Below are 16,329 nucleotides of genomic sequence, written 5' to 3'. Positions count from 1 at the left end.
TTTACTTTTAATCTCAAGGCTCTAATAAGTAAGCCTGGATTCCTGCGGAATGACACAGTAGTAAAGAAGTAGGACAAATAAAAAGAAAGAGACCAGTTGAACCATAGCACAATTGGGAAAAGGATGCTTTATGACCCTAATAGAGTAACACCATTGAACAGAGGGTATTTATAACTCACGATTTAAAACTTTACTACTTCCCGCTCCAATCTCAGGAATCTATAACCACGTAACCCGAACCCCGTATATCATTTACAACTTATCATTGATCATCCATTCACCATCCTAGCCCCGATAGCAATGGTTACCCCGCAGCAAGCGTTGAGACCTTCGGCTTCGCTCAGGGGAACAGCGCAGGCGCGAGGAGTATGAATGGATAGCGGGAGAAAGCTCCTTACAATAGAACTTATATTGCTTGTTTTTAAGTTAAATAAATACGGCTATCTCAAACTGAGATAGCCGTACTTTTTATTTTGACATCTAGAGTTATCAGACCTGAATTACTCCCAGATTGAATTTTTCTGTAATAGGAGAATGGTTTGCTGCTTCAATTCCCATAGAAATCCATTTTCTTGTATCTGCCGGATTGATAATAGCATCTGTCCATAATCTTGCCGCTGCATAAGTGGCTTCGGTTTGTTTTTGATATTTTTTCGAAATAGTATCCAGAATTTCGTTGTGTTCTTCTTCTGAAATTTCTTTTCCTTGTTTCTTTAACGTTGATTCCTGAATCTGTGCTAGTACTTTTGCAGCTTGTGCTCCACCCATTACTGCCAGATCAGCCCAAGGCCATGCCACAATTAATCTAGGGTCATAAGCTTTCCCACACATTGCATAATTTCCTGCTCCGTAAGAATTACCTGTGATAATAGTAAATTTAGGAACTACGGAATTAGAAACTGCATTTACCATTTTAGCTCCGTCTTTAATAATTCCGCCATGTTCTGACTTGGAACCTACCATAAATCCTGTAACATCCTGTAAGAAGATTAAAGGGATCTTTCTTTGGTTACAGTTGGCGATAAACCTTGTGGCTTTATCAGCAGAATCAGAGTAGATAACTCCTCCGAACTGCATTTCACCTTTACCGCTTTTTACCAGTTTTCTCTGATTGGCTACAATTCCAACAGACCAGCCATCAACCCTTGCTGTTGCGCAGATAATACTTTTACCATAATCAGGTTTGTATTCTTCATATTCGGAGTTATCCACAATACATTTGATTATTTCGTAGGTGTCATATTGCTCAGCTCTGGAAACCGGCATGATTCCAAAGATATTTTCAGGATTTTCTTTTGGCGGAAAGCTTTCTATTCTGTCGAAACCAGCTTTCTCAGTTGTTCCGATAGATTTCATGATATTTTTGATTCTATTCAGAGCATCCTTGTCGTCTTTCGCTTTATAATCGGTAACGCCTGAAATAGAGCAGTGAGTGGTAGCGCCACCCAATGTTTCGTTATCTATACTTTCTCCGATCGCGGCCTTTACAAGATAGCTTCCGGCAAGGAAAATAGAACCCGTTTTATCCACAATCATAGCCTCATCACTCATGATGGGAAGATAAGCACCTCCAGCTACACAACTTCCCATAACGGCAGAGATCTGGATGATTCCTATGGAACTCATTTTAGCATTATTTCTGAAGATTCTCCCGAAATGTTCCTTATCCGGGAAAATTTCATCCTGCATAGGCAGATAAACCCCTGCAGAATCTACCAGGTAGATAATGGGAAGCCTGTTTTCCATGGCAATTTCCTGGGCTCTCAGGTTTTTCTTTCCCGTGATAGGAAACCAAGCGCCAGCCTTCACAGAAGCATCATTAGCAACAATAATACATTGTCTTCCGGAAACGTAGCCGATAACTACTACAACTCCTCCGCTAGGGCATCCCCCATGCTCCTTATACATGTCATATCCTGCAAATGCTCCTACTTCTATGGAATCAGAATCTTTATCGAGAAGATAATCTATTCTTTCTCTTGCTGTCATTTTTCCCTCATCACGAAGCTTTTGAAGCCTCTTCTCACCTCCTCCTTTTTTGATCTCAGTAAGTAAGCGATTTATTTCAGATAATTTTAGTCTGTTCTGATCTTCACGTTTATTGAATTCGATGTCCATAAAATTTTCAATTTTTTACGCTTAAAGATACTATTTTTATGAGGAATATAAATAGGAAGTAAAACAAGTGTTTAATAGTTTGGTTTCTAGTAAATTGTGAAATTTTTAACTAAAAAATATTTTTAAATAATTTATATTTTTTCTAACTTTACACTAGAGTAACAGAGGTGATATTCTCTGCAAAATACTCTAAGTTCCTAGTTTATTTTTTTAATAGTTTATTATTTGAAGGCCCTGAAAGTTTAACAAATTTTCAGGGTTTTTTTTATGAATTATGTGTCAATTTAATTTTTATTAACTTTTTTTAGATTAAACTTATCTTTTTATTAATATTTGGGTTTATGATTTGTAAATTTGCAGGGTTAAAATTAAAAGGAGATAGGGTATGCATAAATTGGCACTTTTCAGGCTGCATTTAATAGTTTTTTTATGGGGGTTCACTGCAATTTTAGGAAAATTGATTCATGCCAATGCTCAGATCCTTGTATTTTACAGAATGCTTTTTGCTTCTGTTTTTCTTTTTGTATTCATCCGTGTTTTTAAGAAGGAAAGCATAAAGGTTTCAAAAAAAATATTTTTCCAACTGGCTGCCATAGGTTTTGCGATGGCGCTGCACTGGTATTGTTTCTTTTATTCTATTAAAGTTTCCAATGTTTCTATTGCACTGAGCTGTCTTTCTTTATCTACACTTTTTGCCTCGATCCTGGAGCCCATTATTTTCAGAAGAAAAATTGATATATCTGAGGTAGTGATGGGAGCAGTTATCGTGGCTTGCATCTTACTCATCTTCAAAACGGAATTTCATTTTAAAGAAGGGATTATTTATGGAATTCTCTGTGCTGTATTCGGGACTGTTTTTTCTGTTTTTAACGGAAAAATGTTTGGGAAAACAAGCTCAGGAAACATTATTTTTTATGAAATTTTTTGTGGTTGGTTTATTTTGATGCTATTTTATTTGCTTTCAGGGCAAATTTTTCAGATAAATGAAATAAATTACAGGGATTTGGCGTTAATATGCTTGTTAGCAAGTGTTTTTACTGCTTTTCCAATGCTTGAATCAGTGAAATTAATGAAGTATATATCACCTTTTACTTTAATTTTAACAGTTAATTTGGAACCTGTCTACGGAATTATACTAGCTTTTTTTATCTTTGGGGAATCAGAACATATGAGCCCCATATTTTATATTGCTTCAGGTGTTATGATACTGGCAATCATTGCAAATGGATTAATTAAAGCCAGAAAAACTAAAAACTTAAACTAAGCATCAAATTTATATGATGAAAAAATATTTTTTATTTGCATTTTCACTGCTGTTTGGGCTCTCTCAATCTCAGATTATCAGAAAATACTCCAATGAATTTTTAAATATCGGAGCCGGAGCAAGAGGACTTGCAATGGGAGGAGCAGTTATTTCCAATCAGGATGATGTGTACGCTCCCATGTGGAACCCTGCAGGTTTGATGTCTGTGGAAAGAGACTGGCAGGGAGCAGCCATGCACGCAGAATACTTTGAATCCATTGCAAAATATGATTATCTGGCTTATGCAAAGGTGCTGGAAGAAGGTGTTTTTGGTGTTTCGGTTGTAAGACTTGGGGTAGATAATATTTTGAATACAACTCAGATGATTGATTCTGAAGGGAATATTGATTATGATAAAATTACAAAATTCTCCCAATCCGATTATGCGGCTATTCTTTCCTATGCTTTCAGACCGGGTGGAAATCCAAAATTGGATGTTGGGGTAAACGCAAAAATTGTTTACAGAAATGTAGGGAAATTTGCAAATGGTTATGGCTTTGGTTTTGATGTGGGAGCAATTTACAAAGCAGATAACGGATGGAAATTCGGGGGAATGGTGAGAGATATCACCACTACTGTAAACTTCTGGAGTGTAAATCAAAAAGAACTTTCAACGGTTGTCAACGGAGAAGAATTCAACCCGGCGCCAAAAGACAAAATGGAGCTTACCATGCCTAAGCTGAATGTAGGAGCCAGTAAATTATTTGAAATCAACAGCAGTGTATATGTGCTTCCGGAAGCCGGTCTGAATGTAGATTTTGCTAAAACTGCTTCATTGATTTCAACAGATTTTGCCAGCATCAGTCCTTATGCAGGAGCTGAATTAGGATATCAGAAAATGATTTTTGTGAGATTAGGGATCAACAGATTCCAATCTATTACAGATATAGAAGATCTTAAAAGAAAGGTTTCTTTCCAGCCAAGTGCAGGTCTTGGAATCAGATACAGAGGGCTTACACTGGATTACGCTATTACGAATTCAGGAATAGGCGGGTCTAATTTCTATTCCAATTTCTTCTCATTAAAGCTGGATATGGGAGCATTCAGAAATGATTAAAATAATTAAAATGAAAAAGTTATCAATGTTAGTGTTAGCCGTATATTCTACAATGGCTTTTGCACAAAAGGTTTCAGATTATAAATATGTAACTATTCCCGAAAAATTTGAAACATTTAAGGAGGATTATGGGTTGAAAAACTTTTTCACCAAAGCTTTGACCGGAAAAAAATATATCATCCTGCCTGTCATTAAAGATAACTGGCCTGCAGAAGCTAAAAGTAATTTCTGTAATGTAGTTACTGCTGATGTCATTAATGATAAAAATTTGTTTAAAAATAAATTAATAGTACAGTTTAAAGATTGTAATAATAATATGATTTTAGAGTCTAAGGGCGGCTCAAAAATCAAAGAGTTTGAAGAAGGTTTGCAGGAGGCATTAAAAGAGGCAATGATTAAAATTCCGGTTTCTAATCCAGTTGCATTGTTACCGGCATCTAATAATAATGCTCAGCGTATATCCCCTGAAATAGTTTCAATAGTATCTGCTTCAAATTCAAATTCAGAAGCTAGCAATTACTCCAATGGCAAGCTGGATCTTCAGAAAATACAGCTTGATCCAAATCAGTTTATTCTGGCAAAATCTGGTAGTTCAGTGCCGTTTGCAGTTTTCAAAGCGACTTCCAAGAATTCTGTTTTTATTGTAAAATTATCTGACGGAAGTACAACCATAGGCTATTTTGAAAACGGAAATATCGTGATTGATATTCCTCAGGCTGATGGTAAATATGCTAAAGAAGTTTTTGTAGCAAAATAATAAAAGTACTATAAACAATAAGTATAAAGGCTCTTGAAAAAGAGCCTTTAATAATATATATGCTGATGTGTTTTTCAATTTTTTGATAGGGAAAACCTTACTTCCTGAATATAGAAGTTAGTGACATCCATAATAGTAACAAAAATTTAATAGATTTATAAAAACAGAAGAATCTTCATAGTATTACTGTTATTAGTTGATAATACTAATTTATGAAAAAAATACATATAATACTATTTTTAAGTAAAATATTTATTGATTAATGTTTTTTGTTGTTATATTTTCTTTGTATTTAAAGAAGTATAGGTTTTTGTCTCATGTTGATGAAATAGGAAATCAATATGAGATCACATAAAAAAGAGACAAATTATTTGTGGAAAAATTAACTAAAACGTTGTGCAGTTCATTAATTTGCATTAAAAAACTCCCAGATTACTTTAGCTTTACTTTTTCCCAGAATTTCTTCAAGGGTTTCCAGATTAGCTTCTTTGATCCGTTTTACAGATTTCAGTTTAGACAGAAGCAGTTCAATGGTCTTTTCTCCCACACCGGGAATTTCTTCCAGCTCAGATTTTATGGTAGAATTTTTCCTTCTCGTTCTGTGATGTTTTACTCCAAACCGGTGAGCTTCATCACGTACACGCTGAAGGATTTTCAATGTTTCAGATTTTTTATCCAGGTACAAAGGGATAGGATCTTCCGGGAAGAAAATCTCTTCCAATCTTTTGGCGATGCCTACAATGGTAATTTTTCCGTAAAGGCCGAGTAATCTCAGACTTTTTACTGCAGAAGACAGCTGCCCTTTTCCACCGTCTATCAGAATCAGCTGCGGAAGGTTTTCACCCTCATCAAGCATTCTTTTATAACGGCGATAAATGACCTCTTCCATTGTTGCAAAGTCATTAGGTCCTTCCACTGTTTTCGGATGGAAAATCCTGTAATCTGCTTTACTTGGTCTTCCGTCTTTGAAAACGACACATGCTGATACAGGATTGGTCCCCTGAATGTTTGAGTTATCGAAACCTTCAATATGTCTTGGCTCTACAGGCATTCTCAGAAGTTTCTGCATTTCAGTCATGATTCTGTTGGTATGTCTTTCCGGATCTACAATCTGAACCTGTTTCAGCTTTTCAAGACGGTATTCTTTAGCATTTTTTTCGGAAAGCTCTACAATTCTTTTCTTATCTCCTACTTTAGGAACAATCAGTTTTACATTGGGAATTTCCACAGACAAATGAAAAGGTAAAAGAACTTCTTTAGAATCGGAAGAAAACTTCTGACGGATTTCTATCAATGCTTCTTCCATAATATCCTCATCAGTTTCTTCAAGGATTTTTTTGATTTCTGTAGTGAAACTCTGAATGATATTTCCGTTTCGGATTTTAAAGAAATTAACATACGCCGCTGTTTCATCACTGGTCATTCCAAATACATCCACATCATCAATATTCGGGTTTACAACAGTGTTTTTAGCCTGATAATCCTCAAGAATATCCAGCCTTTCCTTAATGATCTGAGCTTCTTCGAATTTAAGACTGGAAGCCAGCTTCATCATCTGATTCACCAGATACTCCTTGGCTTTCCGGAAATCTCCTTTAATAATTCCGCGGATGGCATCTATCTTTTCATCATAATCCTCTTTACTTTCAAGATCTTCGCACGGGCCTTCACAGTTTTTGATATGATATTCCAGACACACTTTATATTTTCCTTCTGCGATCTTGGCCGGAGAAAGATTCAGGTTACAGGTTCTGAGTTTGTAAATATGCTTAATGGTATCCAGCAAAATTTTTGCAGGACGTACCTTTGCATACGGACCGTAGTATTCGGATCCGTCTTTAATTACATTTCGGGTCAGGAAAATTCTTGGAAAATCTTCATTTTTGATACAGATCCATGGATAGGTCTTGTCATCTTTCAGCATGACATTATAAAACGGCTGATGTTCCTTGATCAGATTGTTTTCCAGTAAAAGGGCATCATATTCGCTGTTTACAATAGTTGTTTCCAGACGCTGGATTTTGCTGACCATGATTTTGATCCTGTATCCGGAAAGGTTTTTGTTGAAATAAGAGAGAACCCTTTTTTTCAGATTTTTAGCTTTCCCCACATACAATAGCTGTTCATTTTTATCATAATAACGATAAACGCCGGGTTCGGATGGTAAGGTTTTGAGCTGTAGTTCTAAAGAAGGATTCATACAACAAAATTAAGGAAACTTTCCCTATTTAAAAAAGAAAAACCTGCAGATGATTCTACAGGCTTTTGTATTGTGATTGTCTATTTTATCCGTGACTCATTTCTGTATATTGATAGATCAGAAAGCTCAGATAATTCCATTCTACAGAGTTTTTAGGATACTTTTTCATAAATTCGGCATTGTCTCCAAACAGAAAATCATAGTTGTCCTCAAAATCATCTTTGTGAAGCCACATTACTTTATCTCCCTTTCTTACGTAATAAGATTTGATAACGCCGCCTCCAAATGCAGGAGCGCCGGCAAAGCCTGTGGATACGGTCTCTGAAGCAAACGGATCGTGATAAACTGTAATAAGTTCATTAAATTCAGGGTTGATTACCTGCATTAAAAAGGCTTTAGGTTCTTTTTTATTTTTTAAGGAAACAATCTGGTTTTCATAGGGAATAGCGTCGTCAGTTACAGATTTGCTGTATTTTTTAGTGCTGTAATTTCTCATGTTTGAAATAAACTTTGCTGCTTTCATCGACTTTTCAGTCTCAGTTGCGTACAAATACATTTCAGCAATATCGGCTGCCTCGAATTTTATAGGCTTTCTGGTGTCAACATCCTCAATGGTGATAGAAAGAATTTGCCCTTTCTGCTTTTCCCATGATTTACTGTAACCCTGATGTTCAGTATTATCTTTCAATATAATGGTGGAAACTTTTTTATCTGTTGCCGTATTGAAACCTTCATTAAACAGATAACGGTTCATTTCTTTTCTTTCTTCTTTGGAATATTTTACTTTCTGGGCGAAAGCAGCTGTGCTTGCTATACATAAAGCAAGGAGTAGAGTTTTCATTCTCATGTATTATTGTTTTTAATTTTCGGGGCTAAAAGTAGTAAATTAATTGGCTTGTTTTACAAAAATATAGAAGATTGAAATTTAGCTTTTCCAATTATTGTTAAATGCGTAATTTTAAGGAAATTTTTTAGAAATGATATACGGGGTAGATGTTTTTACGTTCCATGATGTTCTGGAAATATGTAAAAAACCTAATAAAGCCAAGCTGAACAAGGCTGCAAAAGAACAAATTTTAAAATCTCAGAAAAACGTACAGAAAATAGTAGAGTCAGACCGATGCGTATATGGAATCAATACAGGTTTCGGACCATTGTGTGATACTAAAATATCAGCTGACGAGACCGCTCAGTTACAATATAACCTGATCATTTCTCATGCGGTGGGTGTTGGGAAGCCTATTGATAAAGAACTTTCCAAAATTATGATGATTGCCAAGGTTCATGCTCTTTCAAAAGGATTTTCAGGAGTTTCCCTGGAAGTTATTGAAAGGATGATTCTGATGCTGGAAAAAGATATCATTCCGGTGGTTCCTGAGCAGGGATCTGTAGGAGCTTCCGGAGACCTTGCTCCATTAGCCCATCTGGTATTACCTTTACTTGGCTTAGGACAGGTTTGGGAAGGAGAACAGGTGTCCGATACTATAGAAGTTCTGAAGAAACATGATCTTGAACCATTGGCTTTAGGGCCTAAAGAAGGATTGGGATTGATCAACGGAACTCAGTTTATCCTTGCTCATGCGATCAAAGGACTTGAAAAATTTGAATACTTACAGGATCTTGCAGATATGACAGCTGCCATGAGTATTGAAGCATACAGAGGTTCTGCAAGCCCTTTCAAAAAAGAGCTTCACGAGATCAGACCTTTTGAAGGCAGTAAAAAAGTAGCCGCAAGAATGCTTAAATTCTTAAAAGGATCAGAAAACCTGAAAGCTCACGAAGATTGTGAGAGAGTTCAGGATCCTTATTCTATGAGATGTGTACCGCAGGTTCATGGTGCAAGCAGAAATGCTTTTGAACACCTCAGAAGTATGGCGGAAACAGAACTGAACTCCGTAACGGATAACCCAATTGTTCTAAGTGCTGAAGAATCTATTTCAGGAGGAAACTTCCACGGACAGCTGATGGCTCTGCCTTTAGATTATGCTACATTGGCCGCGGCAGAATTAGGGAATATTTCTGACAGAAGAAGTTACTTATTATTAGAAGGAAAATACGGGCTTCCAAGATTATTAACAGAAAGCTCAGGACTAAATTCCGGATTCATGATCCCTCAGTATACTTCTGCAGCGTTGGTTACAGAAAATAAGACATTGTGTTTTCCTGCATCAGCAGACTCTATTCCTACAAGTTTAGGCCAGGAGGACCATGTTTCTATGGGAAGTATTTCGGGAAGAAAATTCAATCAGGTACTTGGAAATCTGGTTAACATTCTGTCTGTTGAGCTGATGTTTGCAGCTCAGGGGCTTGAGTTCAGAAGACCATCCAAATGCTCTAAAATAATTGAAGAAAACTTCGCGATTCTTCGTTCCAAGGTTGCTAAGCTTGAAGATGACAGATTAATCGGAAAAGATATGCTCGCAATTGCTGAGTTAATTAACGAAAGAAAATTTATTGTCAACTAATATAAATAAAACAAAGGCTTCCGAAAGGGAGCTTTTGTTTTTCTAATAAATGCTTGGTTTTAAACCTTATAGGTTTCAAAAACCTATAAGGTTTGATTCTATTCACATTAATCTTTAAACCCAACAAAATGTATATACTCAGAACAGATTCTGCCAACACAGATTTTCAAACTCTTGTAAAATCCCTTGACGCTACTTTATCCGAGCATAACGGTGAAAATGATGATTTCTTTGCTCAATTTAATAAAATTGATACCATTAAAAACTGTATCGTAGCCTATATTGATAGTATTCCGGCAGCCTGCGGTGCATTCAAACCGCTTTCGGAAGATACCGTAGAAATTAAAAGAATGTTTACCAATCCGGAATTCAGGAAAAAAGGACTGGGATCTGCTGTTGTAAAAGAACTTGAAAACTGGGCTGCAGAGCTGAACTTTAAAAAAGCAGTCCTGGAAACCTCCAGGGATCTTAAAAATGCAATTTCAGTATACGAGAAAAGCGGGTTTAACAGAATACCCAATTATGGGCAATATATTGGTGTTGAGCAGAGTGTCTGCTACGAGAAAGTACTGTAATTTAATATTCCTGTAATGCTAAATTCATTCTTTTTAAGTTTTTAATTCCCGTTAAAGTGTTATATTGTGGCTCCAACCAAAATTATAACATATGAAAAAAACTGTATTCCTACTGGCAATATTTTTTGCCCTGAACTCGTGTACCAGAGAAGAACTTCAGAATGAAAATGTAAAAACAGAAATGGCTCAGAAAGATCCTCTGACTGCAAAACAGATCAATGAAAGGATCAACCAGGCTATAAAAACAGATGGTACTTTCAACTGGAAGAATGAATCTGACCATTTCGTATGGAGTGCTGTTTTCCGCGGAAACAAAATGGTATCAATCGGTTTCGGAGCTTCAAAGGACGACTTTGACAGAAGTAAATCTCCAAACAGCAGCGATATGGAGAAAAAAATCCTTTCCATAATCAGAAAATATGAAGGAAAAGACGAAAGAAATTTTCTTCTCCTTTCGGATCAATATCTGAATCAGATGGATGTTGTCATTGAAAACGAGGAAACCATCACTGCTCTCCGGCAAATGAAAACAATCCGATATGTAGAGCCGGCAGACTATCATTATTTTGAATTTGAAGCTCAATATAATACTGCTGCAAAGTCTTCCGGAAGTGGTTCATCAGGATGTGGTTTTTCTTCTGCAACATTAAGTACGGCAGATTACACCTCTACAACACCAAGTGCAAAAATTCCCTGGGCTTTCACGAAACATAGCATTCCTGAAGCATGGAGTTACAGTACAGGAGCCGGAGTGACTATCGGACTTATTGACACAGGAGTTTCGCCGGAACAGACTTTACTGGGCAGCAGCTTTAACAACGGAGCTTCTTCAGGAAGAACGATCAGTAAATTCGGGGTGTATAATTCAGACGGATCAGGAGATCAGTGCGGGCATGGAACCAAAATGGCTTCTGTAATGGCGGCTCCCAGAAATAATGCAGGATTACCGGTAGGGGTTGCTTACAATGCCAATCTCATTGCTTACAGAGCAGCGGAAAATGTTGTCCTGGAAACTTCCAGCGAACAGACTGCAGTAAAAACGGCTTTCACAGAATTGGGTAATAATACCAATGTGAAGATCATTTCTATGTCGATGGGACATATTTTTTCCGTTGGAAAGATTGAAGATGGAGTTAAATATGCATACTCAAAAGGGAAACTGATTTTCTGTGCGGGAGGAACTTCTACCAGCTTTACTAATTTTGTTGGAGTGATTTTCCCTGCATCTATGCCGGAAACACAGGCGATCACAGGGGTAAAAGAGAATACTTCCAATCAGAAATGTGATGTCTGCCACTCAGGAAGTCAGATCGATTTTACCTTCCAGATGGAGAGGCCTTCAGGAAATACCGTTCCGGTGCTTAGCTATTACAACGGACAGGCAGATTATGTGGGTGGCTCTTCTGTGGCAACAGCAGCAACAGCAGGAATTGCAGCATTGGTTTGGGCTAAAAATCCGTCATGGACAAGAGAGCAGGTACTTACCAAAATGAGACAGGCTTCCACCTATTATTCCAATGTAAATTCAAGCTACGGCTACGGAAACATCAATGCTTTAAAAGCTGTACAATAAAAAAAGTCTTATAAAAAAAGAAATACCCCGGCTGGGGTATTTTTTTTTATTTAAATATTCATATTATCCGATCCTTACACTTGTCATACTCAGCGAACCTCCGATAAGCTCATTATTGAATAAAGTAAGCTCTTCAGACTGATCTTTTAATCCTAAAGTATAAAGCAACGGAAGATAATGATCAGGAGTAGGAACAGCATATTGTAAGAAAGTTCCCTGTCTCTGATATTCGATAATATTCTGAAAATTGCCATCCAGAAGCCAGTTGTTGGTTTTCTCCCGTGCCTCCACTGCCCAATCCCAGCCGGCCCCTACTGTATTGATGTTTTTCCAGTCGATAAGACGGAGATTATGAACGATATTTCCGCTTCCGATGATCAGAATGCCTTTTTCACGAAGCTTATTCAGTCTTTTAGCGAGATCATAATGATACTGCGGAGGTTTCGTATAATCGATGCTCAGCTGGATCACAGGAATATCAGCATCAGGATACATATGCTTGATGACAGACCATGCACCATGATCCAGTCCCCAGCTATGATCTTCCTCTACATTAACAGGGAGAAGAAGTTCCGCTGTTTCCTTGGCCAGCTCAGGACTTCCAGGAGCAGGATACTGCACATCAAAAAGTGCTTTTGGAAAACCATAAAAATCGTGAATGGTTTTCGGCATATCCATAGCTGTTACAAAAGTTCCGTCTGTATACCAGTGGGCAGAAATACAAAGGATTGCATTCGGTTTTGGAATTTCTGAAGCTGCTTTCCGGAATCCCTGTACAAATTGGTTTTCTTCAATGGCATTCATAGGCGAACCATGTCCAAGAAATAAAACAGGCATTCTCTGAGTGTTTTTAAAACCGTCGCTTATGTTTTGAAGATCATTAAGGTTCATAATATTGAAGATTATAAAAAATAATAAAGGTTCAAGGCTTTTAGACAAATCCCTGAACCTTTTATATTATATTTTGTTAATTATGCTTGTTTTACAAACTGTAATTCACCAGCTACTTTTACATCATCACTTACCATTACACCTCCTGCTTCAAGAGCTGCATTCCAGTTTAATCCGAAGTCTTTTCTGCTGATTTTTCCTTCAAAAGAGAAACCTGCCTTTGTATTTCCCCATGGGTCTACATTAATTCCTCCGAAGTCTACATCAAGTGTTACAGGTTTTGTAATTCCGTTGATGGTAAGATTACCTACAACAGTATTGTTTAATGCCTGAGATTCAAAAGTGATTGTAGGATGTACTTCAGCGTTGAAAAACTCAGCTGACTTTAAGTGGTTATCTCTGTCCGTATTGTTTGTAAATACAGAATCCGTCTGAATAGTAGCTGTAGTTTTTGCATTTGCAAAGAATTCGTCTTCAGAATCAATTTCAGCAGTGAAAGTTCTGAAACTTCCTTTTACGTTAGAGATCATCATGTGTTTTACTTTGAAAGTAATTTCACTATGCGTAGGGTCTAAAATCCATTTTGTTGCCATTGTATTTTATATTTTTTGTTTGTTATTAATGATGCAAATTTAGGATAGCGTACCTATACAAGTCATTGATATAGGATAAGAAATGAACTTTTTTTGTCAATCGTCAATTTTGCTTCGCAAGTGAAAGGTGAAAACTATCTTTCCAATAATTAAAATTGACAAGCGCAGCGGATTGACTATTCACAATTGACTTATTTAATCCCTTTTTAAAAATCTACTATTAAGTTAAGAAATAATTCCTTTCAATGCATGAATTCCATTTTATGAATGTTTTAATTTAACGTTTCTTAACGAATGGTTTTTATTTCTTATTTTTGGAGGATTCAATTTTATACAATGAAATTACATAAATTTTCTTTATTGATGCTGGTTTTGGGCAGTTCAGCATTTGCCCAGACCCAGAAGTTTACCATGGCGGAGGCTGTAAATGGAATGAGGACCAATCTTGCGGTGAAAAATATCTCCCAGTTTTCGTGGGCTGCAGATGGAAAGTCTTACATACAGGCTGTGAAAGGCGGTTATCTGATTACAGACCTGAAAACCAATAAACAGGATACTCTGGTATCTCTTACCCAATTGAATAAACAGTTTGCAAATGATAAGCTGAAAGCTGTTCCTGCCATCAGATTCACAGGAAATTCCAATGGGTATTTCACTACCGGCGGTAAAATGTCATGGATTGAAAAATCAGGAAATGACTGGAAAGTAAAGAGTACAGCTGTCATTGATCAGGATGCAGCCAATGTAAAAATGTTTGGTGATAACCAGACCTTTGCTTTCACTGTAAAGAATAATTTATTTGTAAACAGAAACGGAAAAACGATTGCTGTAACTAATGAAGCCAATGAAAATATCATCAGCGGTCAGGCAGTTCACAGAAATGAATTCGGAATTGATACAGGAATTTTCCCTGCACCCAATTCTGAGAGTGTAGCATTCTATAAGATGGATCAGAGCATGGTAGCAGATTATCCGATTATTGACTGGTCCGTAACTCCTGCCGTCAATCACAATATCAAATACCCGATGGCCGGCCAAACTTCCCATCAGGTAACATTAGGGGTTTTCAATATTAAAACACAATCTACTGTTTTCTTAAAAATTGAAGGGGAAAGAGATCAGTACCTGACAGCTGTTACCTGGAGTCCGGACTCAAAATACATTTTTGTAGGCGTTCTGAACAGAGGCCAGAATCATATGAAAATGAACCAATATGACGCTGTTACAGGAGAATTGGTGAAAACGCTGTTTGAAGAAACAGAAAGTAAATATGTAGAACCACAGCATCCGCTTACTTTCTTCCCGAACTCCAACACAGATTTTATCTGGCAGAGCCAGAGAACAGGATATAATCATCTGTTCCATTACAGTCTTGAAAAAGGATTGGTAGCACAAATTACAAAAGGAGACTGGCTTGTAACAGATATTTTAGGATTTAATGAAAAGAAAAAGGAAATTTATTTTACCTCTACGAAAGAGACTCCTTTGGAAAGACATTTATACAGAATCAACTGGACGAATTTTAAGATGCAGAGACTGGACAGTGCAGAAGGGATGCATGCCGGAACTTTGAGCAGTGACGGGAACTACCTGTATGATGCTTACAGCAATGCCAATTCACCGAGAGTTGCCAATATTATCAATACAGCCAATTTAAAGACTACCAACATCCTTACTTCTGAAAATCCATTAAAGAATTATCAGAGACCGGAAATCAAAAATGTAGAATTAAAGGCAGACGACGGGACTCTTTTGTATGGAAAAATCATTCTTCCGACAAACTTTGATCCCAATAAAAAATATCCGACTATTGTTTATCTGTATAACGGACCGCACTTACAGCTGATCACAAACAGCTTCCCGGCTTCAGGAAACCTTTGGTATGAGTATATGGCTCAGAACGGTTACATCATCTTCACAATGGACGGAAGAGGCTCTTCCAACCGTGGAATGAAGTTTGAGCAGGCTGTATTCAGAAACCTGGGAACGACAGAAATGAATGACCAGATGAAAGGAGTAGAGTACTTAAAATCCCTTCCTTATGTAGATGGAGACAGAATGGGAATCCATGGGTGGAGCTTCGGAGGATTTATGACGACAAGCTTTATGCTTCGCAAGCCGGATGTATTTAAAGTAGGAGTAGCAGGAGGACCGGTAATCGACTGGAGCATGTACGAGATCATGTATGGGGAAAGGTATATGGATACCCCGCAGGAAAATCCTCAGGGATATGCTGCAGCAAATCTTCTGGATAAAGTTCAGAACCTGAAAGGAAAATTACTGATGATCCACGGGGCGCAGGATGATGTGGTAGTATGGCAGCATTCTATCAAATTCATCAAATCTGCTGTTGATAACGGAGTTCAGCTGGATTATTTTACCTATCCGGGACATCCGCATAATGTAATCGGGAAAGACAGGGTTCACCTGATGCAGAAAATTACAGATTATTTTGATTTATATCTTAAGAAATAATAAAGAAATCCAGCCGGAACGGCTGGATTTTTTGTTTTTGCTAATCTTTTTGGAAAACGCAAAGGCGCAAGATTATTAATGGATTATGTCGTAAGGCGCAAAGATTTTATCTGCGATAAAATTTTATAATCCCTAATACTATAAGAACTAATCTTTGCTGAAAATCTTCGATTTTCTTGCGCCTTAAGCAGAATGAAGATAAAGATCCTTTTGCGTCTTTGCGTTTTCCAACAAAAGCACAATTTGCTTTGCTCGCAATGATACTCTCGTGTTATTAGTGATACATTAGTGTTATTTGTGTTTTAAAAAAGTAACTTTTCGA

12 protein-coding genes are annotated in these 16,329 nt (G+C 37.1%); 7 read left to right on the top strand and 5 right to left on the bottom strand.

The window, feature by feature from the left end:
* Positions 1–489: 489 nt before the first annotated feature.
* Complete coding sequence (locus ACE3RB_RS15215) at positions 490–2,118, bottom strand: acyl-CoA carboxylase subunit beta (protein ID WP_374464979.1); 1,629 nt, start codon at positions 2,116–2,118, stop codon at positions 490–492.
* A 385-nt stretch (positions 2,119–2,503) separates the two neighbouring features.
* Here ACE3RB_RS15215 and ACE3RB_RS15210 point away from each other — a divergent pair, with 385 nt between their 5' ends.
* The 3 genes from ACE3RB_RS15210 to ACE3RB_RS15200 are packed head-to-tail and all read left to right on the top strand — an operon-like array spanning position 2,504 to position 5,235.
* Complete coding sequence (locus ACE3RB_RS15210) at positions 2,504–3,382, top strand: DMT family transporter (RefSeq protein WP_374464977.1); 879 nt, start codon at positions 2,504–2,506, stop codon at positions 3,380–3,382.
* Positions 3,383–3,395: 13 nt separating this feature from the next.
* On the top strand, positions 3,396–4,478 hold the full coding sequence (locus tag ACE3RB_RS15205; RefSeq protein ID WP_002983666.1) for a PorV/PorQ family protein: 1,083 nt from the start codon (positions 3,396–3,398) through the stop codon (positions 4,476–4,478).
* 10 nt (positions 4,479–4,488) lie between these two features.
* Positions 4,489–5,235: a hypothetical protein gene (locus tag ACE3RB_RS15200; RefSeq protein ID WP_374464976.1), complete on the top strand. Its 747-nt coding sequence runs from the start codon at positions 4,489–4,491 to the stop codon at positions 5,233–5,235.
* Between the two features lie 406 nt (positions 5,236–5,641).
* On the opposite strand, the gene uvrC is transcribed toward ACE3RB_RS15200, so the two are convergent.
* Both uvrC and ACE3RB_RS15190 read right to left on the bottom strand, forming a co-directional pair.
* Positions 5,642–7,435, bottom strand: a complete 1,794-nt coding sequence (uvrC, locus tag ACE3RB_RS15195; protein WP_374464975.1) for an excinuclease ABC subunit UvrC — start codon at positions 7,433–7,435, stop codon at positions 5,642–5,644.
* An 85-nt stretch (positions 7,436–7,520) separates the two neighbouring features.
* On the bottom strand, positions 7,521–8,276 hold the full coding sequence (locus tag ACE3RB_RS15190; protein WP_374464974.1) for a hypothetical protein: 756 nt from the start codon (positions 8,274–8,276) through the stop codon (positions 7,521–7,523).
* 136 nt (positions 8,277–8,412) lie between these two features.
* Between ACE3RB_RS15190 and hutH the strand changes: the two genes are divergently transcribed.
* The 3 genes from hutH to ACE3RB_RS15175 all read left to right on the top strand — a co-directional run bounded on the left by hutH (position 8,413) and on the right by ACE3RB_RS15175 (position 12,048).
* Positions 8,413–9,900 (top strand): histidine ammonia-lyase, encoded by a 1,488-nt coding sequence (gene hutH, locus ACE3RB_RS15185; RefSeq protein WP_374464973.1) that lies wholly within the window; start codon positions 8,413–8,415, stop codon positions 9,898–9,900.
* Between the two features lie 128 nt (positions 9,901–10,028).
* Positions 10,029–10,475, top strand: coding sequence for a GNAT family N-acetyltransferase (locus ACE3RB_RS15180; protein ID WP_374464972.1), 447 nt, complete (start codon positions 10,029–10,031; stop codon positions 10,473–10,475).
* Positions 10,476–10,566: 91 nt separating this feature from the next.
* Positions 10,567–12,048, top strand: a complete 1,482-nt coding sequence (locus ACE3RB_RS15175) for a S8 family serine peptidase (RefSeq protein WP_374464971.1) — start codon at positions 10,567–10,569, stop codon at positions 12,046–12,048.
* Positions 12,049–12,111: 63 nt separating this feature from the next.
* Here the strand turns inward: ACE3RB_RS15175 and ygiD are convergent, their stop codons facing one another.
* Both ygiD and ACE3RB_RS15165 read right to left on the bottom strand, forming a co-directional pair.
* Positions 12,112–12,939, bottom strand: coding sequence for a 4,5-DOPA dioxygenase extradiol (ygiD, locus tag ACE3RB_RS15170; protein WP_374464970.1), 828 nt, complete (start codon positions 12,937–12,939; stop codon positions 12,112–12,114).
* A gap of 80 nt (positions 12,940–13,019) precedes the next feature.
* Positions 13,020–13,532: a YceI family protein gene (locus ACE3RB_RS15165; protein WP_002983653.1), complete on the bottom strand. Its 513-nt coding sequence runs from the start codon at positions 13,530–13,532 to the stop codon at positions 13,020–13,022.
* Positions 13,533–13,868: 336 nt separating this feature from the next.
* Here ACE3RB_RS15165 and ACE3RB_RS15160 point away from each other — a divergent pair, with 336 nt between their 5' ends.
* On the top strand, positions 13,869–16,007 hold the full coding sequence (locus ACE3RB_RS15160; RefSeq protein ID WP_374464969.1) for a DPP IV N-terminal domain-containing protein: 2,139 nt from the start codon (positions 13,869–13,871) through the stop codon (positions 16,005–16,007).
* The last annotated feature ends 322 nt before the right edge of the window (positions 16,008–16,329 follow it).

Source organism: Chryseobacterium sp. (genome assembly GCF_041914225.1).
Classification (GTDB): Bacteria; Bacteroidota; Bacteroidia; order Flavobacteriales; family Weeksellaceae; genus Chryseobacterium.
The sequence above is the reverse complement of the archived record's forward strand: the minus strand, read 5'-3'. Positions and strand labels throughout refer to the sequence as shown.

Coding starts and splice junctions, on each gene's coding strand:
- ACE3RB_RS15215 (WP_374464979.1), bottom strand. CDS start 2,118: ATGGACATCGAATTCAATAAACGTGAAGATCAGAACAGACTAAAATTA.
- ACE3RB_RS15210 (WP_374464977.1), top strand. CDS start 2,504: ATGCATAAATTGGCACTTTTCAGGCTGCATTTAATAGTTTTTTTATGG.
- ACE3RB_RS15205 (WP_002983666.1), top strand. CDS start 3,396: ATGATGAAAAAATATTTTTTATTTGCATTTTCACTGCTGTTTGGGCTC.
- ACE3RB_RS15200 (WP_374464976.1), top strand. CDS start 4,489: ATGAAAAAGTTATCAATGTTAGTGTTAGCCGTATATTCTACAATGGCT.
- uvrC (WP_374464975.1), bottom strand. CDS start 7,435: ATGAATCCTTCTTTAGAACTACAGCTCAAAACCTTACCATCCGAACCC.
- ACE3RB_RS15190 (WP_374464974.1), bottom strand. CDS start 8,276: ATGAAAACTCTACTCCTTGCTTTATGTATAGCAAGCACAGCTGCTTTC.
- hutH (WP_374464973.1), top strand. CDS start 8,413: ATGATATACGGGGTAGATGTTTTTACGTTCCATGATGTTCTGGAAATA.
- ACE3RB_RS15180 (WP_374464972.1), top strand. CDS start 10,029: ATGTATATACTCAGAACAGATTCTGCCAACACAGATTTTCAAACTCTT.
- ACE3RB_RS15175 (WP_374464971.1), top strand. CDS start 10,567: ATGAAAAAAACTGTATTCCTACTGGCAATATTTTTTGCCCTGAACTCG.
- ygiD (WP_374464970.1), bottom strand. CDS start 12,939: ATGAACCTTAATGATCTTCAAAACATAAGCGACGGTTTTAAAAACACT.
- ACE3RB_RS15165 (WP_002983653.1), bottom strand. CDS start 13,532: ATGGCAACAAAATGGATTTTAGACCCTACGCATAGTGAAATTACTTTC.
- ACE3RB_RS15160 (WP_374464969.1), top strand. CDS start 13,869: ATGAAATTACATAAATTTTCTTTATTGATGCTGGTTTTGGGCAGTTCA.